General features: G+C 63.4%; 18 protein-coding genes. 10 read left to right on the forward strand and 8 right to left on the reverse strand.

Annotated elements, in window-relative coordinates:
* Positions 1-166: 166 nt before the first annotated feature.
* The 6 genes from ACP7BL_RS16075 (at position 167) to ACP7BL_RS16100 (ending at position 7,575) form a co-directional block, all read left to right on the forward strand.
* Complete coding sequence (locus ACP7BL_RS16075) at positions 167-460, forward strand: hypothetical protein (RefSeq protein WP_033965547.1); 294 nt, start codon at positions 167-169, stop codon at positions 458-460.
* A gap of 135 nt (positions 461-595) precedes the next feature.
* On the forward strand, positions 596-1,825 hold the full coding sequence (locus ACP7BL_RS16080) for a TolC family protein (RefSeq protein ID WP_066112623.1): 1,230 nt from the start codon (positions 596-598) through the stop codon (positions 1,823-1,825).
* Positions 1,822-3,315 (forward strand): efflux RND transporter periplasmic adaptor subunit, encoded by a 1,494-nt coding sequence (locus ACP7BL_RS16085; protein ID WP_010405530.1) that lies wholly within the window; start codon positions 1,822-1,824, stop codon positions 3,313-3,315. Before ACP7BL_RS16080 ends, ACP7BL_RS16085 begins: the two co-directional genes overlap by 4 nt.
* Positions 3,312-6,455: an efflux RND transporter permease subunit gene (locus tag ACP7BL_RS16090; RefSeq protein ID WP_426258816.1), complete on the forward strand. Its 3,144-nt coding sequence runs from the start codon at positions 3,312-3,314 to the stop codon at positions 6,453-6,455. The genes ACP7BL_RS16085 and ACP7BL_RS16090 overlap by 4 nt, the downstream gene beginning before the upstream one ends.
* 17 nt (positions 6,456-6,472) lie before the next feature.
* Positions 6,473-6,865, forward strand: a complete 393-nt coding sequence (locus ACP7BL_RS16095) for a copper-binding protein (RefSeq protein ID WP_010405537.1) — start codon at positions 6,473-6,475, stop codon at positions 6,863-6,865.
* A gap of 125 nt (positions 6,866-6,990) precedes the next feature.
* Complete coding sequence (locus ACP7BL_RS16100; protein ID WP_269430243.1) at positions 6,991-7,575, forward strand: YgjV family protein; 585 nt, start codon at positions 6,991-6,993, stop codon at positions 7,573-7,575.
* Here the strand turns inward: ACP7BL_RS16100 and ACP7BL_RS16105 are convergent.
* The 8 genes from ACP7BL_RS16105 to ACP7BL_RS16140 form a co-directional block, all read right to left on the reverse strand.
* The gene (locus ACP7BL_RS16105) at positions 7,507-7,950 is read right to left on the reverse strand and encodes an MAPEG family protein (RefSeq protein WP_010405543.1); all 444 of its coding nucleotides are present in this window, start codon (positions 7,948-7,950) and stop codon (positions 7,507-7,509) included. The two genes, ACP7BL_RS16100 and ACP7BL_RS16105, sit on opposite strands and share 69 nt — an antisense overlap.
* 274 nt (positions 7,951-8,224) lie before the next feature.
* Positions 8,225-10,345 (reverse strand): NAD(+) synthase, encoded by a 2,121-nt coding sequence (locus ACP7BL_RS16110; RefSeq protein ID WP_081988567.1) that lies wholly within the window; start codon positions 10,343-10,345, stop codon positions 8,225-8,227.
* Between the two features lie 35 nt (positions 10,346-10,380).
* Complete coding sequence (lspA, locus tag ACP7BL_RS16115; RefSeq protein WP_126849018.1) at positions 10,381-10,947, reverse strand: signal peptidase II; 567 nt, start codon at positions 10,945-10,947, stop codon at positions 10,381-10,383.
* Between the two features lie 64 nt (positions 10,948-11,011).
* A complete protein-coding gene (locus ACP7BL_RS16120) occupies positions 11,012-12,277 on the reverse strand; it encodes a sodium:proton exchanger (protein ID WP_245535557.1) in 1,266 nt (421 codons plus the stop codon).
* A gap of 27 nt (positions 12,278-12,304) precedes the next feature.
* Positions 12,305-12,646: a DUF190 domain-containing protein gene (locus ACP7BL_RS16125; RefSeq protein WP_010405551.1), complete on the reverse strand. Its 342-nt coding sequence runs from the start codon at positions 12,644-12,646 to the stop codon at positions 12,305-12,307.
* A 14-nt stretch (positions 12,647-12,660) separates the two neighbouring features.
* Positions 12,661-15,927, reverse strand: a complete 3,267-nt coding sequence (locus tag ACP7BL_RS16130; RefSeq protein WP_010405552.1) for an efflux RND transporter permease subunit — start codon at positions 15,925-15,927, stop codon at positions 12,661-12,663.
* Positions 15,928-15,930: 3 nt separating this feature from the next.
* Positions 15,931-17,100: an efflux RND transporter periplasmic adaptor subunit gene (locus ACP7BL_RS16135; RefSeq protein ID WP_010405553.1), complete on the reverse strand. Its 1,170-nt coding sequence runs from the start codon at positions 17,098-17,100 to the stop codon at positions 15,931-15,933.
* Positions 17,101-17,188: 88 nt separating this feature from the next.
* Positions 17,189-18,469 (reverse strand): TolC family protein, encoded by a 1,281-nt coding sequence (locus ACP7BL_RS16140; protein WP_033963168.1) that lies wholly within the window; start codon positions 18,467-18,469, stop codon positions 17,189-17,191.
* A 279-nt stretch (positions 18,470-18,748) separates the two neighbouring features.
* Here ACP7BL_RS16140 and ACP7BL_RS16145 point away from each other — a divergent pair, with 279 nt between their 5' ends.
* From ACP7BL_RS16145 to ACP7BL_RS16160, 4 genes are all read left to right on the forward strand, one after another.
* The gene (locus ACP7BL_RS16145) at positions 18,749-19,147 is read left to right on the forward strand and encodes a MerR family transcriptional regulator (protein WP_033963081.1); all 399 of its coding nucleotides are present in this window, start codon (positions 18,749-18,751) and stop codon (positions 19,145-19,147) included.
* Positions 19,148-19,259: 112 nt separating this feature from the next.
* A complete protein-coding gene (locus ACP7BL_RS16150; protein WP_126849019.1) occupies positions 19,260-20,000 on the forward strand; it encodes a transporter in 741 nt (246 codons plus the stop codon).
* 119 nt (positions 20,001-20,119) lie between these two features.
* A complete protein-coding gene (locus tag ACP7BL_RS16155; RefSeq protein WP_231564856.1) occupies positions 20,120-21,352 on the forward strand; it encodes an aspartyl protease family protein in 1,233 nt (410 codons plus the stop codon).
* A gap of 313 nt (positions 21,353-21,665) precedes the next feature.
* Positions 21,666-21,902, forward strand: a complete 237-nt coding sequence (locus ACP7BL_RS16160) for a copper-binding protein (protein ID WP_010405563.1) — start codon at positions 21,666-21,668, stop codon at positions 21,900-21,902.
* Positions 21,903-22,128 lie beyond the last annotated feature (226 nt).

The following is a 22,128-nucleotide window of genomic DNA, read 5'->3' on the forward strand; positions in this document are numbered from 1 at the left end:
CCATGTCGATCACTCCCGATACCCCAGACTGGTCAGCCAGGGGCGGGTTCAAACATGGGTCAATTCTCAATGGAAATTTATGCCCCTACCGGGTCAATTCTCAGCGGAAATCTACAATCCCGTCTGATCTGCGGCTACCACGATGTTTTGCCAAAGGATTACAGTCATGAAAAACCGTGTTTTCTATGCCCTGCTCGGCGTAGCCCTTGCCGCACCTGGCGCCGCATTCGCCGGCCAGCCCAACCACAGCCAACAGTCCGGCCACTATGAGTGGAAGTCGGTCCCGCAATATGGCCCGCGTGCCACGGGACCGGCCCAGCGGCGCGTCTGGGTGCCTGATGCCACGCAAGTGGCGACTTGCGACTGCGACATGATGAAGATGAGCAGCACAGACGCTGCTGATTGCATGAAGCAGATGCACAGCATGGCACAGCCTTCGTCGACCCCTTCGGCCGGCTAAGCACAGGTTCTGGCCGCTACAGGTCGCATAGACGGCTAGGCCAGCAGTGGCGGCGGGATGCCCCCCATCCCGCCGCCACTGACATGCCTGTCATATTGCGCGATGCCGGCCTGACCCTCCGATCAGGAGTTTTCCATGCGATTGTTTCTTTGCGCGCCGCTTCTTGCGGCGATCCCCGGCATTGCATTCGCCGGTCCGCTCACCTTCGAAGCTGCGCTCCAGCGCGCCCGACAGGAAGCCCCGTCGATCAAGGCCAAGGCGCTCGGCGCCGATGCCGCGCGTTACGCGCGCGGCGCGGCCGGAGCTCTGCCTGATCCGACGCTCGGCGTGAGCGTCGAAAGCTTCCCGATCTCGGGACCGCTCGCGTTCGAGCCCAATCGCGACGATTTCACCATGGCGCGGGTCGGCGTGTCCCAGGACATTCCCAACCTCGCCAAGCGCCATGCCCAGCAGGCGCGCGCCGATAGCGACATCAAGGTGGCCGAGGCCGATACCGCGGTCGAGGCGCGCACCGTCGAGGTGGGCACCGCGCTTGCCTGGATCAATCTCGCCTACGCCGAACGCCGGCTTGCCGCTCTCGACGATGTTCTCTCCCGGCTCGAGCGCGTGGTGGGAACGACGCCGGGGGCTGTCGCCTCGGGCAACGCACGGCCGGCGCAGACGCTTGCCGGTCAGCAGGCGGTCGCGGCGATGCAGGATCGCCGCAGCGAACTGGTCTCCAACGTGGCGCGCGCCCGCGCGACGCTGACCCGCTGGACAGGCGATCCCGCGCCTGAGATCGCTGGACCAATCCCTGAATTCCCGGTCGATGCCGCCAAGCTGCGTGCCGGCCTTGATCACCATCCCACCATCGAGATGATCGATGCCCAGGCCGACCAGGCGGATGCCGATGTGCGTGTGGCCGACGCCGGTCGGCGCTCTGATTTCGGTGTCAACCTGGCCTATCAACGCCGCGACCCCCGTTTCGGCGACTTTATCTCGGCCGGCGTGACGGTCAGCCTGCCGTTCTTCACCCGCAATCGCCAGAATGCCGGGATCGCGGCGGCCCAGGCCAGTGCCGGGCGGGTCTTGGCCGAACGCGAGGCCGCGCGGCGCACGCTTGCCGCCGACCTTGACGCTGATATCGCCGACCATGTCATGCATCATGAGCAGTGGATGCGCGCGCAGGGCACGCTGCAACCGCTCGCCGAGCAGCGCGTGAAGTTGGAAACAGCGAGTTATGGTGCGGGCCGCGCCAGTCTGATTGACGTCGCGGACGCTTTTGCCGCGCTCGCCGATGCCACCCTGACGACCGTTGATCGCGAAGCCAAGGTCGCAGCGGACGGAGCCGGATTGAACTTTACTTACGGGAGCGCACCGCGATGAGCCAAGTTACAATTACCCGCAGCCGCCTTCTTGGTGCCGCTGCTCTTCTTGCGCTCGCTGCTGGCGGGATCGGTTTTACCGTGGCCCAACAATGGGAAGGTTCGCACGATCCGGAGAGCGCGAAGCCCGCCGCGCGCAAGATTCTCTATTGGTACGACCCGATGATCCCGGCCGAACATCATGACGGTCCCGGCCTTTCGTCGATGGGGATGCAGACGATCCCCCGCTATGCAGATGAGGCGGGGGCAGGCTCGGCAGCGCCGGGGATTTCAATAGATCCTTCCGCGTCTCAGGCGCTCGGGCTGCGCACCGTCCTGGTCCGACGTGGCGCTTTGGCGAGTAGCGTGACCGCGACGGGGACGATCGATTTCAATCAGCGTGATATCGCAGTCGTCCAGGCACGCACTGGAGGTTTCGTCCAGCGCGTCTATGCGCGCGCACCTGGCGACATCATCGGGGCAGGGGCACCTCTTGCCGACCTACTGGTGCCGGAATGGGGCGGCGCGCAGGCTGAATTCCTTGCGGTCCGCCGCACCGGCAACGCGGCGCTGACCCAGGCCGCGCGCCAGCGGCTCATGCTGCTCGGCATGTCGTCGGGCACGATCGCCTCGGTCGAGCGAGCGGGACGGCCGCACAATGTCATCACAATCTCTACGCCCACCCGCGGGGTCATCAAGACATTGAACGTGCGGGCGGGCATGACCATGATGGCAGGCCAGACGCTCGCGGAGGTCAATGGCCTCGGCACGGTCTGGCTCAATGCCGCTGTACCCGAGGCGATCGCCGGTCCGCTCAAACCCGGACAAACCGTGCAGGCCACGCTTGCCGCTTTTCCTGGCGAGACCTTGTCGGGCCGTGTCTCGGCGATCCTGCCCGAGACTCAGGCCGACAGCCGCACCCTTACTGTCCGGATCGAGCTGCCCAATCGCGGAGGACGTCTGCGTCCCGGCATGTTTGCTACCGTCTCGTTCGGTGGAGCCACGCAACCGGCGTTACTTGTGCCCTCCGAAGCGCTGATCCGCACCGGCAAGCGGACCTTGGTGATGCTGGCCCTCGACAAGGGCCGCTACCGACCCGCAGAGGTGCAAATCGGAAGGGAATCCGGCGATGACACCGAAATCCTCGCCGGGCTCTCCGAAGGTGAGAAGGTTGTCGCCTCGGGCCAGTTCCTGATTGATTCCGAGGCAAGTTTGTCCGGTGTCGAAGCGCGGCCAATCGGAGCTGCCACGCCAACCGCCGCCGCGAAGCCCGCGGCTACGGGAACGCTTTACGAGACCGTCGGCAAGATCGAACAGATCACCGCCAATTCGGTGACGCTGAGCCACGAGCCCGTGCCGGCGATTGGCTGGCCGGCGATGACGATGACGTTCCAGCTTCCCGATCCGAAGATTCCGCGTGGCCTGAAGACAGGGGACCGCGTTCGCTTCGGCTTCGACCGGCCTCCCGCGGGGCCAACGATACGACGTATGACCAAGGTGGCGGGCCAATGATCGCTCATCTCATCCGCTGGTCGGTCAGGAACCGCTTCTTCGTCTTGATCGGCGTACTGGCCCTCATCGGCGTGGGCGTCTGGGCCGTGCGATCGACCGCGATCGACGCGCTGCCCGATCTCTCCGACACGCAGGTCATCATCCGCACCAGCTACCCGGGCCAGGCACCGCAGATCGTCGAGAACCAGGTCACCTATCCGCTCACCACCACCATGTTGTCGGTGCCAGGGGCGAAGACGGTGCGCGGCTACTCCTTCTTCGGCGACAGCTTCGTCTATGTGATCTTCGAGGACGGCACCGACCTCTACTGGGCGCGCAGCCGTGTGCTCGAATATCTCAACCAGGTGCAGGGACGATTGCCGGCGAGCGCGCGTAGCGCGCTCGGTCCCGATGCGACCGGCGTCGGCTGGGTCTATGAATATGCGCTGGTCGACCGGAGCGGCCGGCATGACCTGTCGCAGCTCCGCGGGCTTCAGGACTGGTTCCTGCGCTACGAGCTGAAAACCGTGACCGGCGTCGCCGAGGTCGCCAGCATCGGCGGCATGGTGAAGCAATATCAGGTGCTGCTCGATCCAGTGAAGCTCGCTGCCTACGGCGTCACCCATCAACAAGCAGTCCAGGCGATCAGACAAGCCAACCAGGAGTCGGGCGGCTCGGTGCTGGAGATGGCCGAAGCCGAATATATGGTCCGCGCCTCGGGCTATCTGAAGACGCTCGACGATTTCCGGGCGATCCCGTTGAAGACAGCAAGCGGTGGCGTTCCGGTCCGGCTAGGCGACGTCGCCACGATCCAGATCGGTCCGGAGATGCGGCGCGGCAGCGCTGAGTTGAACGGCGAAGGCGACGTCGCCGGCGGCGTCGTGATCCTGCGCTCGGGCAAGAATGCCCGCGAAACGATCGCAGCGGTCAAAGACAAGCTCGCCGCCCTGAAGGCAAGCCTGCCGCCCGGCGTTGACGTCGTGACGGTCTATGACCGCTCGCAACTGATCGATCGCGCGGTCGATAACCTCACCCACAAGCTAATTGAGGAGTTCATCGTCGTCGCGATCGTCTGCGGCCTGTTCCTCTGGCACGTCCGCTCGGCGCTGGTGGCGATCCTGACCCTGCCCTTGGGCGTGCTCGCCGCGTTCGTCGTCATGCGGTTTCAGGGCGTGAACGCCAACATCATGTCGCTGGGCGGCATCGCCATCGCCATCGGCGCGATGGTCGATGCGGCCGTGGTGATGATCGAGAATGCCCACAAGAAGATCGAGCGCTGGGAGCAGGATCATCCGGACGAGCATCTCGAGGGCGAGATGCGCTGGATCGTCGTCACCGAAGCCGCGGCCGAAGTCGGCCCGGCCCTGTTCTTCAGCCTGCTGATCATCACGCTGTCGTTCATTCCGGTGTTCACGCTGGAGGCGCAGGAGGGCCGGCTGTTCGCGCCGCTCGCCTTCACCAAGACCTATGCGATGGCGTCCGCCGTGATCCTGTCGGTGACCCTCGTTCCGATCCTGATGGGGTGGTTGATCCGGGGCCGCATCCCAGCCGAGCAGGCCAATCCGGTCAACCGCTGGCTGACCAACCTCTACCGCCCCGCGATCGACTGGACGATGCGAAAGCCGAAGGCGGTGCTGGTGATCGCTGCGCTGGTCTTCGCGACAACGGCCTGGCCACTCACCCGGCTCGGCGGTGAGTTTATGCCCAATCTCGACGAGGGCGACCTGCTCTACATGCCCTCGGCCTTGCCCGGCCTCTCTGCGGCCAAGGCCTCGCAACTGCTCCAGCAGACCGACCGGCTGATCAAGACGGTGCCCGAGGTCGAGAGCGTGTTCGGCAAGGCCGGCCGCGCCGAGACCGCGACTGATCCGGCGCCGCTGGAGATGTTCGAGACGACGATCCAGTTCAAGCCCCGCGACCAATGGCGTCCCGGAATGACGCCGGACAAACTGGTCGACGAACTCGACCGCACGGTGAAGCTGCCCGGCCTCGCCAATGTCTGGGTGCCGCCGATCAGGAACCGCATCGACATGCTGGCGACCGGCATCAAGAGCCCGATCGGGGTCAAGGTGTCGGGCGCCGATCTCGCCCAGCTCGATCGCATCGCGCATGATGTCGAGACGGTCGCCAAGACCGTGCCGGGCGTTTCCTCTGCCCTCGCCGAACGGCTGACCGGCGGGCGCTATGTCGATGTCGATATCGACCGCGCTGCCGCCGCGCGGTTCGGGCTCAACATCACCGATGTGCAGGCGATCGTCTCGGGCGCGATCGGCGGCGAGACGATCGGCGAGACTGTCGAGGGGCTGGCCCGCTATCCGATCACCGTGCGCTATCCGCGCGAACTGCGCGACAGCCTGGAGGGTCTGCGGACACTGCCGGTCCTGACCCCTTCGGGGCAGCAGATCACGCTCGGTACAGTTGCGAACATATCGATCGCCGAAGGGCCGCCGATGCTCAAGACCGAGAATGCCCGGCCATCGACCTGGGTCTATGTCGATGTGCGCGGGCGCGACCTCGCCTCGGTGGTCGGCGATCTGCAAAGGGCGGTGGCGAAGCAGGTCAGACTCTCGCCGGGCGTCAGCATCGCTTACTCAGGCCAGTTCGAATATCTCCAGCGGGCGATCGACAAGCTCAAGCTGGTGGTGCCAGCGACGCTGCTGATCATCTTCGTGCTGCTCTACATGATCTTCGGGCGCTTCGACGAAGCTGCCCTGATCATGGGCACGCTGCCGTTCGCGCTCACCGGCGGTATCTGGACGCTGTACCTCCTTGGCTTCAACCAGTCGGTTGCGACCGGGGTCGGGTTCATTGCCCTCGCCGGTGTCTCCGCCGAGTTCGGCGTGGTGATGCTGATCTACCTCAAGAACGCGCTCGAAGAGCGCGGCCACGATCCCGATGCGAGCCAGGTCGAGACGGCGGTTCGAAAGGGGGCTCTTCTCCGCGTCCGCCCCAAGGCAATGACGGTCGCGGTGATCCTTGCCGGCCTGCTGCCGATCCTCCTCGGCTCGGGCGCGGGCTCGGAGGTCATGAGCCGGATCGCAGCGCCGATGATCGGTGGCATGCTGACCGCGCCGCTGCTCTCCATGTTCGTTCTGCCCGCCGCCTATCTGCTGCTGCGCAAGCCCAAGACCAAGACCAAGCCCACCCATCAACCCGCCTAACATGCAAGGAGAAGACCATGAACTATGCACGACTGACTATCGCCCTCGGCCTCGCCGCCCTGACCGCCGCGTGCGGCAAAAAAGCGGAAGCACCTATCGCGACCGAGACCAATCAGGCATCGCCCGATGCGGCGATGAGCGGCGATATGGCGAATATGGCAATGGCGCCCTCCGCGACATCCGCGATCAAGGCCAAGGGACAGGGGACGGTGAAGGAGATCGATAAGGCGGCAGGCACGATCACGCTCGACCATGGCCCGATCCCGGAAGCCAAATGGCCGGCGATGACGATGGCGTTCAAGGCAGCGCCTGGGATCACCGATGCCGCCAAGGTCGGCGACAAGGTCGATTTTGATGTCACGCTTGTTGGCAGTGCGGGTGAGGTGACAGCAATCCAAAAGAAGCCTTGAATGGTCGATTTCATGAGGGCCATTAAAGCGTAATTAACCTCGTTCCTTCACGCTTCAGCTATGGGAAAAGACAGAGCTGAGCGCGGCACGCAGATCAACACAGGAACAACCGCGCGGGGGCCGTCGTGATTGCCACCGCGTTCGGTTGCATGGCTCTTTTGTGCGTCATCAGCTGGCCGTTTTTCAGCGACTATAAAAAGGTCGTCCAAATTCAGAGTGCAGGCGCTGCCGCCTTCGCGATGTATTTTCTGATGTTGGGATCTCCTACGGCGGCGATCGCGTGCCTCATTTCCTGCGCGCAGCTCGTCGTTTCGGCATCGGTGCGTGATCGCTATGTCGTCGTGCGACTCTACGGAGCCAGCCTCATTATATTGTCTTTCCTTTCGGTAGTGACATGGCACGGCATACCGTCTGCGCTGGCATTGACGGGGAGCTCGCTGGGTAGTCTGGCGCGCTTGCAGACATCGACTACGCGTATGAAGGGGCTCTTCCTCCTGGGGGCTCCATTTTGGCTTGCCCATAATTTGATCGTCGGAGCTCTGTTCGCGTTGGGGACAGACGCGGTATCGTTGGCGTCAAACCTGGCGAACCTGATGAGGTTTGTGGTGCGTCGCCGGAGGACTGTATCTTTCAGCCAAAGGTCAAGCGCTTCCGCCAATGCGCCCGGAATATTTGCTCAGGCTGGACCGGTTTCGACACTGGGCATTTAGTGGCATGCCACGCACCTCGATCCGTCCTGCCGCGAACAGGACTACGGCGCCGGTGATGAAGCCGAGCGGAGCGTCGCCATCGACGGTGGAGAGCCCGAGAAAGGCGATGCTCGTCATCGTCGCCTGCTCAAGCGTGTTTTGAAGAAATGCGAGCGGCACCCTCAGCCGCTCGCTTGGAGGAGCGAAGGCGGAGCCGGGATTGTCATGTGCCGAGTAGCGCCGGATGGTCGACACCATCCCGACACCGATGGCGACCCACAGCATTACGAGGAGGCTTTCGCGGGCGGCAAACGCGAGCCGCGGGGCAGTTTCCCGTGGCAGCTCAATCTGTTCGGGAAGCCACAAAGTGGCGACACCCAGGACCGTTGCGCACATCAGGAAGACCCACCCGGCCCTCCCTTCGTATTCCCGACCGTTCTGCGGCCATGGTCAAAGGCTTCGGATGCTCAGCCATTGTCGTTCGCTCCAGCTTGCCTGCCGATGGATCGTCGCCGCCCCTCCGCGCCCTGGATGGGGGCCGCCCCGCAACGGCGCCTCCGTCGCACCCACGTCGGGCTGCCTCTTCGCCGTGCTCGGGACGACGATGTCGCCGGGCGCCCCGAGGTGCGGACGGCCGGTGCGCAGCCACCGGGCCGTATGGTATCGGATTTCATCGGACAATGGGTCTGCCCTCCGCGGCTACCGCAGGTGGTTCCTGCGTCAGAGGAGACACGTCCGCCGCGTTGAGGTCCTCGGGCACGTTGTTGCAAAGCTCATCGATCCAGAGCTGGCCGTTGGCGTCCGAGGGCGCGCGCCAATCGCCGCGCGGCGACAGCGAGCCGCCAGTCGTGACCTTCGGCCCATTCGGCTGGGCGGATCGCTTGAACTGGTTGGCGAAGAAGCGGCGCAGGAAAACGTCGAGCCAGTGGCGGATGGCAGGTATATCATAGGAGCGCTTCTGGTCCTCCGGAAAGCCCGGCGGCCAGTTGCCCGCGGAGGCGTCCTGCCAAGCGTGCATTGCTAGGAAGGCGATCTTGGAGGGGCGCAGCCCAAATCGGGTCAGATAGTAGATCCAGAAGTCGTGGAGTTCGTAGGGGCCGATCTTTTCCTCTGTACTCTGCGACTGGCCTTCGGATGCCTGCGGGATGAGCTCCGGCGATATAGTCGTCCCGAGCACGTCGAGCAGGATGTCGGTCACTTGGGCGTCGAACAGCCGGTTCGACGCCGTCCACCGGATGAGGTGCTGAATGAGGGTCTTCGGAAGCGAGCCGTTGACGTTGTAGTGGCTCATCTGGTCGCCGACGCCGTAGGTGCACCAGCCGAGTGCGAGCTCCGACATGTTGCCGGTGCCGAGCACCAGGCCCTGGCGCTGGTTGGCGGCCCTGAACAGGAGATCGGTCCGGATCCCCGCCTGCACGTTCTCGAAGGTCGTGTCGTAGACCGGCTCCCCGCTCGCGAACGGGTGCCGCAGATCGCGAAGCATCTGGTTGGCCAGCGGCGTGATATCGATTTCCTCGGCCGTCACCCCGAGCCCGCTCATCAGCGAATGCGCGTTGGACCTGGTCCTGCTGCTGGTGGCGAAGCCGGGCATCGTGAAGCCGAGGATGTCGGTACGCGCACGCCCGAGCAGATCAAATGCCTTCGCCGCGACAATCAGGGCGTGGGTCGAATCCAACCCTCCGGACACGCCGATGCAGATCTTGCTTATTCCGGTCGTCTCAAGGCGCTTCGCGAGCCCGGTCACCTGGATGTTGAACGCCTCGTAGCAGTCCTGATCGAGCCGGGCTGGATCGTTAGGTACGAAGGGGAAGCGATCGATGCGTCGCCGCAGGCCCAAGTCGCCAGCGGGCGGCTGGAGAACGAAGGACACGCGACGGAAGCGCCGGTCCGGCATGCCGTTGGCGATTGCCGCCTCGTTGAACGTACCGGTCCGCATGCGCTCCAATTGCAGCCGCTCGATGTCAATGTCCGCGACGGCCATCTGGGACTCTGCGCTGAAGCGCTCCGTCTCCGCGAGTTGGGCCCCGAGTTCGTAAATGCAGGCCTGGCCATCCCAGGCTAGATCGGTTGTCGACTCCCCGTGTCCAGCCGCCGAGTAGACGTAGGCGGCCCAGCAGCGGCCGGACTGGACCTCGCAGAGGCGTCGCCGTGTGTCTGCCTTGCCCACCACGATGTTGCTGGCAGAGAGGTTCGTCAGGATCAGCGCGCCGGCGAGCGCGCCGAAGTCGCTGGGCGGGGCGGGCGCCCAGGCATCCTCGCATATCTCGGTGTGGAAGATCAGGCCGTCGACATCCTCCGCCTGGAACAGGAGGTCCATCCCGAACGGAACGGGCTCGCCTCCGAGGCAGATCTCGCCGCGCACGTCCCGCCCGGAGGCGAACCAACGCTTCTCGTAGAACTCCCGATAGTTGGGCAGGTGCCCCTTCGGCACGACGCCGAGAATTCGACCCCGATGAATGGCGATGGCGCAGTTGTAGAGCCGCCCCTCACGGCGCAGCGGTGCCCCGACGAGGAGGACCGGGTGGAGATCGCTACTTTCGGCGACCAGCTCCAGAAGTCGTCGTTCGACCTCGTCGAGCAGGGCCCGCTGATGGAGGAGGTCGTCGATCGAATAGCCCGACAGCCCGAGCTCCGGGAAGACCATCAGCGCGACCCCTTCATCACTCCCTCTGCGGGCGAGCCTCAGTGTTTCCTCGAGGTTGAACGCCGGTTCCGCGATCCTGCAGAGGGGGCAGCAAGCGGCGACCCTCACAAAGCCTTGTCGGTAGATCGACAGGAAGTGGCCTGTCATGGGTGGCGCTCCCTCATTCATCCCCGCTTCTGACATCAGTTCTTCCCGCAACGGGTGGATCGCGGCTTCAAATGCCCGTTGGACTCGTCGCAGGCGATGAGCATGATGACGAAGCCAACGGTGATGAAAGCATCTGCCATATTGAACGTCGGCCAGTGAGATCCGCCCCAGTGGAGGTCGATAAAGTCGCGTACGGCGCCGAATCGCAGCCTGTCGGCGATATTCCCAATGCCGCCGCCGAGGATCATGCCCAGCACGGCGCGGTAGAGAGGACTCGCCGACCGCAGGATCATCGCGAGGAGAAGAGCCGTGACGGTCGCCGCGACCCCGATCAGCAGGATCGGATGCACCCTTGTGCCGATCCCGAAGGCAACGCCGGCGTTCATGCTGGACGTGATGGTAAGGAAGGGGAGGACGGGTATCGCGCCGTGGCTTGCAACGAGCTCGAAGGCCGCCGGCTTGGTCACCTGGTCCACGGTCAGGGCGAGCCCTGCGCCCAGCCAGGTGGCAGCCCTCGTCATGGCTTCACCCTCGCGCTGCGGCGTATTCCCCGGCCTAGAGGCTGGGCTGTCGAGGACCGGAGCGGCGAGTTGGTCAAACAACGACTCCACCTCCTACGTTTGCCGGCGGGCCGGCCGTGTCGGTTCAACGACGCTGGCCGTCTCACTAGCCTGTTTTCCTGAAAAGCGCGCCAAGCGCTTTGCGGTTCGTCAAGAACAGGCCAGCCGCGAGCGCCAGATAGCCCCAAGCCAGCCACGTCAGACTGTTGACGATACGCAGTTCGTCACCCTGCCAGATTACCGCCAAAGCCACCTGGGCGACGAAAAGGGTAGCGAGCGCCGCCGCACCCACCAGACTGAGGCGAAGACGCAGCAGCAAGCCGATACCGAATAACGACTGTGCGGCAGTGAGGAAGAATTCCTCGTGTTGGCGTGTGTCGAGCGGGAGGCTGGTCAGATGCCCCGCGCCCAAGCTGACCGCCAGCGGCAACATGCCGACTAGCAGAGTCCATTGATTGATCTTGTCGGACATCATCGTCGCGAGGCCGGACGCGGCGCGGCCCGACAGCACGAACAGCGCCGCCACGACGACGGCAGGCGCTTCGCTGGCCAGCGGCGCGAGCCACTGGATCAGCAAGAACTCGTCGAACCCCAAAAGGCGGCCCGAGTCGATCATCGACTCTGCAAAAGGTTCGGCGGATACAAGAATAATCGCGGCTGCGACGATCGTCAGCGCTCCCATGGCTAACCATTGGCGAAGGGGTGAAAGCAGCATGAGCGCCGCGGCCGGGCCAGGCTCGTCGTCATCGTCGTCATCGTCGTCATCAGCGTCTGCGCCAGTTTCCTTCCGACTGGCGCGCCACATATACACCCCGAACAGCGCGATAAGGACGATGGTGTCGATGGGTGAAATTCGGCCCTTCGCCACGATCGCGAAGGCATAGATGCTTGGCAGAAGCAGAAAGAGGATTTCGGTTCGGTTCGCGGGCCGTAACTCAATGGCGCGATCCCGCGTTCGCCGCCAGTGAAGCAATACCAGAAGCGGCCAGGCAAGGCCGACGAGCAGCCGATTTGCGCCGGTCATGTTCGCCGCGGCATAATGGACGTAATTCGATCCGGGGTTCGCGCCCGCCGAATAGGCGTAGTAAAAATCCACGGCATATTCAGGGAGCACGGTGATCAGCGCGACGATCGCCACGATCAACCCTGCCGAAATGCGCTTCTCGGCCGCCTCGGCGCCCCATGACAAAAGGAACCCCGCAGCGAGGATAGCCGCTCCGAAAACGAACGTGTCGAGCAGCGGGTTGGGACGCCAGCCTTCGATCCGCAGGATCACGGCGGGAATCATTGCCGCCCCGACCAGCACGAGCAACAGGGCAAAGCGGCGCAATGATGGCCGTGGAGACGAAGCGGAAGGAATATCAGTCGCCAAGAACGATCCTCACCCTGATCCCAAACCTCACTCTGGTTGTATACTGCTGACCGAAAGCTCTGACCCGAGAACCTCCACTGCTTCGAGCGTCATCAATCCTATCCCTGGCACGTCGGACAGGTCCGACACGAACGCCCGCAAACGAGCGTCGAAATCGACGATCTCGATCACCACGGCTCGATCGCTTTCGAGTACATGCCTGCGATGAAGATGCGCCGATCGCCCGAACCCAATAAGCGCCTCAAGCACGGTCACGCCGGCGAGTCTGGCGTCACGCGCCTTGGATGCGACCACCTCGAGCACCTTGCGGTCGCCGTAATAGGCGGCCTCGTCGGTGTAGATGCGGAGCAATTTGGTATGTTCGCTCATGCTCGCCTCCTGTGTCATGTCGAGATCGGCTCGGGGGTCGGATGCGCCGCCACGCCGCCATCCGGCTCGGGATCGCGGTGCTTGCCCACGCGTTCGCCCCAGCCAAGCACCACGCGGGCGATGGCGGGGAGAACGAGCAAAGTGAGAATGGTAGCCGCAACCAAGCCCCCGATAACAGTGGTCGCCAGGGGCTTCTGGACCTCGGCGCCGGTGCCGTGCGCGAGCGCCATCGGCACGAAACCGATCGCCGGCACAAATCCGGTCATGACGACGGCGCGCATCTTTTCGGCCATCCCGTCGCGGATCGCCTGAGCGAGCGGAAACCCTGCCTCGATCCGTTCGCGTATCGCTGTCATCACCACGAGGCCATTGAGTACGGCGACGCCCGCAAGACAGATGAAGCCGACAGCGGCTGATACCGAGAATGCAATGCCGGTGAGCGCCAAGGTGAACACGCCGCCCGCCAATCCTAAGGGCACCGCCAGGAACACCGCAGTAGCGCGTCCAAAGCTGCCGAGAGCCATGTAGAGCAGGCCAAAGATCAACGCGAAACAGAGCGGCACAACGATCGAAAGCCGCTTAGATGCATCCTGCAGACTCTGGAACTGCCCGCCCCATTCGAGATAATAGCCGGCCGGAAGTTTGACCTGTGCAATCTTGGCCTGCGCTTCGGCGACGAACGACCCGGCATCACGTCCCAACAAGTTCACCTGAATGGCGAGACGGCGCTTGCCGTTCTCGCGCCTGATCTCATTGAGGCCTTCGGTGACGCGAATCTGCGCGACTTGCGAGAGCGGCACTTGCTGGCGAGCTTGCCCGGCCTTCTCGGGAAGCAACACCGGCAGCGCCTGGATGTCATCCAGGCTGGTGCGCGTGGTTTCGGGCACGCGCACCGTGATGTCGAACCGCCGGTCGCCCTCATAGAGCAAACCGGACTCGCGGCCCCCGAGCGCCGCGGAAACCGTGTCGGCCACTTCGCGCATCGTGAGACCATAGCGTGCAATGGCGGCGCGATCGAGCTTCACGTCGAGCGTCGGCGCACCACCAACCTGGTCAGCCTTTACGCTGCCCGCGCCCGGAATGGATTGCAGGACGCGAACCATCTCGCTGGCCGTCTGCGCCATCTTGTCGAGGTCGTCGCCGTAGAGCTTGATGGCGACGTCACCGCGAACACCCGCGATCAGTTCGTTGAAGCGAAGTTGGATCGGTTGGCTCATTTCATAGATTTGACCGAGCTGACCACGTGACACCTTCTCAATGCGCTCGATCACCTCGGCTTTTGTATGGACGCTGGCGGGCCACTGATCCTGGGGCTTGAGAATGATATAGCCGTCCGACATATTCTGCGGCATCGGATCGGTCGCAACCTCAGCGGTGCCGGTCTTGGAAAACATCAGCTCGACTTCGGGCAGTTTTTTCACGGCGGCCTCGACCTGTCGCTGCATAGCGAGCGACTGTTCGAGGTTGACCGAGGGAACGCGGGTCGAGGCGAGGGCAATATTCTTCTCGTCGAGCTGCGGGATGAACTCGCTGCCCAACAATCCGAACGCCGGCACCGCGGCGAGAAAGAAGGCCAGTCCGCCGAGGATGAACGGCCACGGCCGTGCGATCGCCTTGTCGAGCAGCGGCAGATAGCGCTCCTTGCTCTTGCGGATCAGCCACACTTCCTTCTCGGCGACCCGGCCGCGAATGAGCAGCGCCACCATGGCCGGCACGAAGGTCAGCGCCAGGATGAAGGCCGCGACCAGCGCGAGCATGATCGTGATTGCCATCGGCGAGAACGTCTTGCCCTCGACGCCGGTGAACATGAGCAGCGGCGCAAAGGCAAGCAGGATGATTGCTTGCCCGAAAACGGTCGGCTTTATCATTTCCTGAGCGGCGCGCATGGTCTCCTCAAGCCGCTCGCGAAGGGCGAGCAGCCGGCCCTCATGTTCCTGCCGGTGCGCTAGCCGCGCCAGACAGTTCTCGATGATGATCACCGCGCCGTCGACGATAAGACCGAAGTCGAGAGCCCCCAGGCTCATCAGGTTGCCGGGCACGCGAAAGGCGTTCATCCCCATTGCCATCATGAGGAACGAGAAGGGAATAACGAGCACCGCGATCAGCGCCGCGCGCCAGTTGCCGAGCAACAGGAATAGCGCGACCGCCACCAGGATCGCGCCCTCGGTCAGATTGCGCTGCACGGTCGCGACCGTCGCGTTGACCAGCTTCGAGCGGTCGAGCACCACCTTGACGGTAACGCCGGGCGGCAAGGTCTTCGATACCTGCTCGAGCTTTGCAGAGACATCCTGCGCAACGATGCGGCTGTTCTGACCGATAAGCATCAACGCGGTGCCGATGACGGCTTCTTTGCCGTTCACGCTGCCCGCACCGGTGCGAAGGTCGCCCCCGCTCTCGACATTGGCGATCTGGCCAACGGTGATGGGAACACCGCCGCGTGTGGCGGCGACGGCGTTCTTGATTTCATCCACCGAGCGAACCCGCGCATCGAGCCGAACCAAATAGCCTTCGCCGCCGCGGTTATAGTAGTTCGCGCCCACCGCGAGGTTGGCGTTCTCCAGCGCCTCGCCAAGCTCGCTATACGAGATACCGTAGGTCGAGAGTTTCACCGGATCTGGTTCAACCACGAATGTCTTGGCGTAGCCGCCGATCGAGTCGACGCCGGCCACGCCCGGAACGGCGCGGAGCTGTGGGCGGACGATCCAGTCCTGAACGGTGCGAAGGAACCCGGCCTGTTCGACCGCATTCGTCAGCCGATCGCCTTCGGGCGTCAGGTAACTCCGATCCGATTGCCAGCCGGGCTGGCCGTTCACAATTTTCGCGCCTTTGCCGTCAGGATTGGCATATTCGACCGTGTACATCACGACTTCGCCAAGACCGGTCGTAACCGGGCCGATCTGCGGCTGTACGCCGTCGGGCAACGTATCGCGCGCCTGGGTCAGGCGTTCGCCTACCTGCTGGCGCGCGAAATAGAGATCGGTGCCTTCCGAGAATATTGCGGATACCTGGCTAAAGCCATTGCGGGAAATCGAACGGGTCGTCTCCAGTCCAGGGATGCCAGCCAGCGCGGTTTCGATCGGATAAGTGACAAGCTTTTCCATCTCGACCGGCGAGAGGCGCCGATCGACGGTGTTGATCTGTACCTGTTTGTTGGTGATGTCGGGCACGGCGTCGATCGGCAGCTTGGTGAGCTGCCACAGGCCAAGACCGGCAATCGCCAGGAAGATGAACAGGACCGCCCAGCGCGCACGGACGGCCAGCGCGATAAGGTTGGCGATCATCTGTTATTCTTCCTCGCCCGCGCCCTTGCCGAGTTCGGCTTTGAGCAGGAAGGCGTTCTTGGTGGCGATGGTCTGCCCGGCTGAGAGGCCCGACACGATCTCGATGCGGCCGGCGCTGCGCTGGCCGGTAGTGACATTCTGGGCGCGGAAACCCTTAGCAGTGCGTGTGAACACGACGTCGCGACCTTCAAGGCTCTGAACGGCGTCTTCTGGCACGACAATCGCGTTCGAAACCTCGCCGCGGCTTGGCAGGAGCCGCACCCGGACTGCGAGACCCGGCTGCAGAGAACCGGGAACATCTAACACCGCAGTCGCGGAACGAGTCTCCCCGCTAAGGCCAGGGGTCACGGCGCGCACGCGCGCCTCGATCGTCCGCCCGCCGGGCAATTCGACGATTGCGCGGTCACCGGGGGATAAGCGCTGAGCATCAGCCGGACCGACCGCGGCTTCGATCTGAATCTTCGCAGGATCGGCAACCCGGAACAGTTCGGTCTCGGGTTGAACGAACGCCCCGAGACTTACGTTTTCGGCGGTCACGCGCCCTGTGATCGGACTTGCGACGACGACACCGCGACCATCGCTTGTGACGTTTGCCGCTCCCGCGGCGACCTGCGCGCGTCGCGCCTCGGCCGCCGCGGACGTCGCCCCGGCCTGAGCCTGCTCGAGATCGACCCGCGCGGATACTTTCTGCCGGTACAAATATTGCTCTCGCGCCAATGCCTTTTGCGCCAGCGCTGATTTGGCAGCTGCGACCGTGCGATCCGCCGCGAATTGAGCCGCCTCACGGCTCTCGACGATCGCGAGCGCTTCGCCTGCTCGTACGGGATCGCCCAGGCGCTTGAGCAAGCGCGTCACCGCACCTCCGGCTCTCGCTGTGACGATCGCCTCGCCAGTAGGGGAGGCTGCCACTGTCGCTTGGCTAACGATTTCGGCACCCAGACCGCCTGCCTTGACCGTTTCAGTCGCAATGCTAGCTTGCTGCATTGCTTGTGCGGTCATTGCCAAGGTATCCGGCTTCTTCTCCTTGCCCGATGCAGCCGCAGGAACGCTGGCCGGGGCCTCGACGGGCTTCGAGCCGCCCGTGGTATAGCGGGCAACCGCGAAACCACCGAGCGCGGCGATCAACGCGACACCGGCCGCACTGCCAAGCAGGCGCTTATCCTGAAGGATCATAGGTGTTCTCCGAGATAAAACGAGGCGCGAGCATACGACTTATGCCCAAGGCACGTGCGGCCGGAACCCGGCTTATGTTCCAAGTTCATCACTGCCGCGCCTCACCGTTGGCGAGGGTGGCTGGCGTCGTCAGACGCTGCAATCTCGCCACTGCATCGTGGTAGGCGGCAAGCGCATCGACATAGGCTTGCCGGGTTTGAGACAGCGTTCGCTCGGCGTCTAGCAGCGCGATCTGGTCAAACTTGCCTTGAGAGTAACCGATACGCGCGATCCTGGCCGCCTCCGCTGCGGCAGCGAGACCTGGGCCTCCCGTAGCGCGTGCAGTCGCGGCAGCATTGGCGACTTCGGTTTGCGCGCGGGCGATATCCTGGCGGGTATCGAGTGCCACGAGGGAGCGCAGCGCCTGAGCCTGCGTCTGCTCGGCTTGCGACTGACTGACGAAGGCCCGACCATTGTTAAAGATCGGGATGGGGACACTCACGCCGACCACGGCGGCTGTGTCATTGGTCTCCGCCAAACGACGGGCTCCTGCGCTGATCGTGATGTTAGGAATGCGTGACGCGCGAGCTAGTCGGACCTGAGCATCCGCCGCGCGAACGTCGGCGGTGGCAGCGGCAAAAGCGAGAGTCTCTTCGACATCGACGGGCTGAGCGGGCCCATAGAAACTTGCGACCTGATCGAACCAGGCGCGGTCAAGCAGCCCCGTGATCGGGCGACCGATGAGCGCGGCGAGATTTAGTCTTGCAGCCTGTGCCTGCCGCCCCGCACTGTCGGCAGCGACCTGTGCGTTGATCCGGAGGACATCAGCGCGTTGCTGCTCGATTGGCGATGCCGCGCCGGCACGAACGCGTTCGCTTGCGATCCGCAAGGCATTTGCTGCAATAGCAGACTGCTCCGACAGCACTTCTGTACGACGCTCGGCTGCGGCCGCCTCGACATAGAGCTGCGTGATCCTGAGCCGAAGGTCGGCAACGGCGATTGCGGTCTGGATCTCAGCCCGGGTCAGTCGTGCGTTCGCCAGCGCAAGCCGCGCGCTGCGCTTGCCTCCTAGTTCCAGAGGCAGCGCAATTCCGACGCTTGATTCAGCGCTGCGGAAGCCTCGATATTGCCCCGAACCCGCTAAATTTTCGACTTGCAGCTGAACCTCGGGGTTTGGGCGCAATCCCGCTATCGTACGGGCGGCCGTGACCGCCTGCACACCGGCAGTCGATGCTGCGATCGAGGGCGAAGCGGCGCCGCCCTGAGACAAGGCCGCTTCAAGGCTAAGCACCTCTCCCTCGGTCGAAGTCGTCGGCACCCCCGGTTGAGACCCCGTTTGCGCCTGCGCGACCGACGCGCCAGCGAGGCACGCGACCAGCGTTGCATTCAGCACGCACAAAACCGCGCGCGGCGGAACGATCATCCTGCGCACCTCTAGGTTGCCGGCCGGAGTTCAGTCCGCGCATTGCGGACGATCTCATACGCGGAAGGAAGGAACAGAAGCGCGATCACGCCGTCAACCGTGAGGTCGGGCAACGCTCGCCCCGTCCATGGCGGGCGGGCGCGTTAACGATTCGGGTGTCAATCATCTGGCTTCTTTACAATCTCTAGCTGCTGTAGGAGCAAGCGCAAAGTTCGATGGCAGCAAATGATTTGGAGCAAATGCGAGATGAAGATTGGTGAGTTGGCGCGCGCGACTGCGACCAAGGTGACGACGATCCGCTTTTACGAGCAAATTGGTGTGCTCGAAACACCTGAGCGCACATCCTCGGGCAGACGCACCTATGGTGACGGCGACGTGGATCGCCTGAACTTCGTGCGGAACGGGCGAAGGCTCGGTTTCTCGATCGAGGAAATTCGTTCGCTCCTCGCGCTTGCCGATCAACCGGAGCGCGACTGTGCGGAAGCAGCGGAAATCGCAGCGCGGCACCTGGTCGGTGTGGAGGATCGGCTTCGCCAGCTTTCTGCCTTGCGCGACGAGCTGAGCGCCATGAGCGCGAGCGGGTGCTGCGCCCGAACGATGGCCGAGTGCCGGGTCATTCAAGCGATAGCGCGGCCAGCCGCTTAGGTGCCGACTGATTGCGTCCAGGAGCGGAGTAAGTTTTCGATGCCCCATTGCCATCTTCGCACATCAACAACGCTCATTATCGTTGCGGCGTTCGCAGTGGCAGCTCCAGCTCATGCGGACCCTTCCGACGACTTCATCAATCCCGATCGGCCCGGGATCGCGGATGGAAGCACGACGGTTGGCCAGGGGTCATTTTCAGTTCGAGACGGCTATCCAGCGCGAGTATCGCAGCAACGGCGATGAACGAGAGCATACGACCTTTATTCCGAGGCTGCTGCGATATGGGTTCAGCAAGAACTGGGAGTTCCGTGTCGAAGGCAACACGTTCACTCGGCAGCGCCAGCACGACCCGGCCCTAGTCGATACGGACAGCAGCGGGTTTGCGCCGTCCTCGATTGGTCTGAAGTACAATATCGTCAAGGCAGTGGGATCGACCCAGCCATCAATCGGCGCAATCGTTCGGGTCTTTCCACCTTCTGGTTCCAGTGCTTTTCGTAACTCGCGCGCAACCGGGGATTTCCGCTTGGCGGCCGACTGGAATTTTGTCGACAAATGGTCATTGAACCCCAACGTCGGCGTGGCGGTGTACGAGGACGACACGAAGCGCTCCTATGCCGCCGGACTGTTCGCAGCTACGTTGAACTACAATCCGAGCAAGATCCTGAATTTTTTCGTCGACACCGGGCTTCAATATGCCGAGGAGAAGAATGGACGTGCTTCGTTGATCTTCGACGTTGGGGCCGCGTACATCATCGGGCACGATATACAGATTGACCTTAGCGTCGGGACGGGTGCCGCCGGCACAAAACCACCTCATCCTTTTCTCGCGGCGGGCTTCTCGAAACGCTTCTGATCGCTAAACCCGCAGCATGGCCGTATCATTTTCGGTCGGGGGGCTTGATCCTTGAGGGGCTGGAGCATGTAGCAACGCTCGAACCTCTCCGCGACTCGTGAGAAGCGAATGGAAATTCGGTGGAACCCAGGGAAGAAATCAAGACGATTTGGCATGCTGACCGGCGGGCGGCGATCATGTGGCTCGGGGCCGGGCTCATGACGAGCATTCCGCTTCCTCTATTGGCAGCGAGGACCGAGCGGGGTCGGTCTTGGGGCGGCTTCGCTACGCCTCCGGTCTGGCGCCCGATAGAAGTCGCAACCGGCGACACGCTGATCGTGCCGGCCAAGGTGTCCGGCGTAGCAATCGACGCGGTGCTCGACAGCGGAAGCGGCGCGTCAATTATCAGCAAACCGCTCGCGGCCAAGCTTGGCTTGACGAACCTGGAGCCGCGACGGATCAACGGCCTGGGCGGCAAGGCTCCGGTTGGTCTGGTCCGTAATGTCGCGGTGATGCTGGACACTCATGCTACCGTCCTCCCCTCCGCAGTCGTTGCAGACTTGGGGGCGGTTTCGGCCGCCTTTGGTCGGCCGATCGACATGATCCTCGGGTCAGACGTACTAGCGGGTGGCTGCCTGGCGCTCGATTTCACGACACGGCGGTTTGCATTTGAGAAGACCGCCAGCTTTGTGGGGGGTCCGGAATGGACTGTACTTCCGCTCGGGCACGGGGCCAAACGGGAATTGTTTGTGCTCGCGTCCATCGCCGGACTGGACCCGGTGCCGCTGATGCTCGATTTCGGCAGTTCGTCGGCGTTGATGCTATCCTCCGCCTATATCGAGGCGCACTCCGTTCTCGTCGGCAAGACCGTCTCCACCGCCGCCCTTGGCGGGGTCGAGGGAGTGCAAATCGTCAAGGCCTTCGTTGCCGACAAGGTGAGCCTGGGCGCGCTCTCGAGCGCCTTAGTTCCGGCGCTCGCCCTTGATCGGTGGACCTCGGTGAGCACGGTAGGGAATGTGGGGATGCCGTTGCTCGGACAATTCGACATCGTACTGGACGTGTCTCAAGGACAGTTGTGGTTGCGTTCCGCCCCTCCTCGGGCGCGCCTGCCGATGCTGAAGGATCGAAGCGGCCTCGGCCTCGCCGCCTCCACTACTGACCTGACTGTCGTGCATGTGGCATCCGGCAGCCCTGCGGATCGGGCGGGGTGGGCCGTCGGTGAGCAGGTTGTAGCCGTGGACGGTCGTCCTATCGACAGCTCCTATACGCGGGGATTGCTTTGGCAATGGCGCTACGGCCCCGCAGGAAGCCGGGTAACGCTTAAGCTCGCGAACGGAACGACGCGGGTTCTAAAGCTTGCCGACTACTACTGAGCAGCTCGACACGAAAGCAATGGGAAGCTACAGGTCCTGCTCGGGACTGGCGCTGGTTTGGAGGTGATGAGCCGGATCGCCATACTCAGTCGGTGGCATGCTGGCAGCCTCGCCGGTGTCAATGTTCGTTTTGGCGGCCGCTTAGCCGCTGTTGCTGCGCAAGCCGCTACGTCCATCTTCCAAAACGACCCCAACCTCTCAGCAAAAGGAAGTCATCATAAGAGCGCTACGCATCGCATTGCGTACCGCCGCCATCTTCCGCCGGTCCGGCCCTCGCTCAATCCATGAGCGGAGATATGAAAGGCATGCCGGTATGGCGGGCATGGACAAGAAGGCGCCTGCCGTCACGACGGGGCAGGGTGTCGATGTCATCACCGCGATCGATACCAAGGCGAACAAGCTCACGATCCAGCATCGGCCGATACTGGCGGTGGGCTGGCCAGCAATGACCATGGCGTTCAAAGGCCATTCCGCCGACACCGTTCGTGCCTGCGACGTCGGCGATCAGGTCGGATGCCCGTTGATCACAACATTGTCTGCTACCAATTGAGCACGATTTGATCGATGTTGCTGCAAGAGCGGCGAACCTGTCACGGCGCCTCTCATCGTCGCCGAAATCTAGTATCTATCGGACTGTGGCTACATCTGACTGAGCTGCACGACCATTCGCCTGATACCAGATTGGGTGAACCTCCTAGGCATAGGCATAGGCATAGGCATCGCGATGCGTCGACGAGGCATTGCCATGCCAATTTCCCGATGTGTTGGGAGGCTGA

This window comes from Sphingomonas sp. DC1600-2 (assembly GCF_049897605.1).
GTDB lineage: Bacteria > Pseudomonadota > Alphaproteobacteria > Sphingomonadales > Sphingomonadaceae > Sphingomonas.

What these genes read in the sequence shown, in the direction of transcription:
- ACP7BL_RS16075 (WP_033965547.1), top strand. Translation starts at nt 167, where the DNA reads ATGAAAAACCGTGTTTTCTATGCCCTGCTCGGCGTAGCCCTTGCCGCA.
- ACP7BL_RS16080 (WP_066112623.1), top strand. Translation starts at nt 596, where the DNA reads ATGCGATTGTTTCTTTGCGCGCCGCTTCTTGCGGCGATCCCCGGCATT.
- ACP7BL_RS16095 (WP_010405537.1), top strand. Translation starts at nt 6,473, where the DNA reads ATGAACTATGCACGACTGACTATCGCCCTCGGCCTCGCCGCCCTGACC.
- ACP7BL_RS16105 (WP_010405543.1), bottom strand. Translation starts at nt 7,950, where the DNA reads ATGTGCGCAACGGTCCTGGGTGTCGCCACTTTGTGGCTTCCCGAACAG.
- ACP7BL_RS16090 (WP_426258816.1), top strand. Translation starts at nt 3,312, where the DNA reads ATGATCGCTCATCTCATCCGCTGGTCGGTCAGGAACCGCTTCTTCGTC.
- ACP7BL_RS16160 (WP_010405563.1), top strand. Translation starts at nt 21,666, where the DNA reads ATGGCGGGCATGGACAAGAAGGCGCCTGCCGTCACGACGGGGCAGGGT.
- ACP7BL_RS16150 (WP_126849019.1), top strand. Translation starts at nt 19,260, where the DNA reads ATGCGGACCCTTCCGACGACTTCATCAATCCCGATCGGCCCGGGATCG.
- ACP7BL_RS16135 (WP_010405553.1), bottom strand. Translation starts at nt 17,100, where the DNA reads ATGATCCTTCAGGATAAGCGCCTGCTTGGCAGTGCGGCCGGTGTCGCG.
- ACP7BL_RS16085 (WP_010405530.1), top strand. Translation starts at nt 1,822, where the DNA reads ATGAGCCAAGTTACAATTACCCGCAGCCGCCTTCTTGGTGCCGCTGCT.
- ACP7BL_RS16130 (WP_010405552.1), bottom strand. Translation starts at nt 15,927, where the DNA reads ATGATCGCCAACCTTATCGCGCTGGCCGTCCGTGCGCGCTGGGCGGTC.
- ACP7BL_RS16145 (WP_033963081.1), top strand. Translation starts at nt 18,749, where the DNA reads ATGAAGATTGGTGAGTTGGCGCGCGCGACTGCGACCAAGGTGACGACG.
- ACP7BL_RS16110 (WP_081988567.1), bottom strand. Translation starts at nt 10,345, where the DNA reads ATGACAGGCCACTTCCTGTCGATCTACCGACAAGGCTTTGTGAGGGTC.
- ACP7BL_RS16125 (WP_010405551.1), bottom strand. Translation starts at nt 12,646, where the DNA reads ATGAGCGAACATACCAAATTGCTCCGCATCTACACCGACGAGGCCGCC.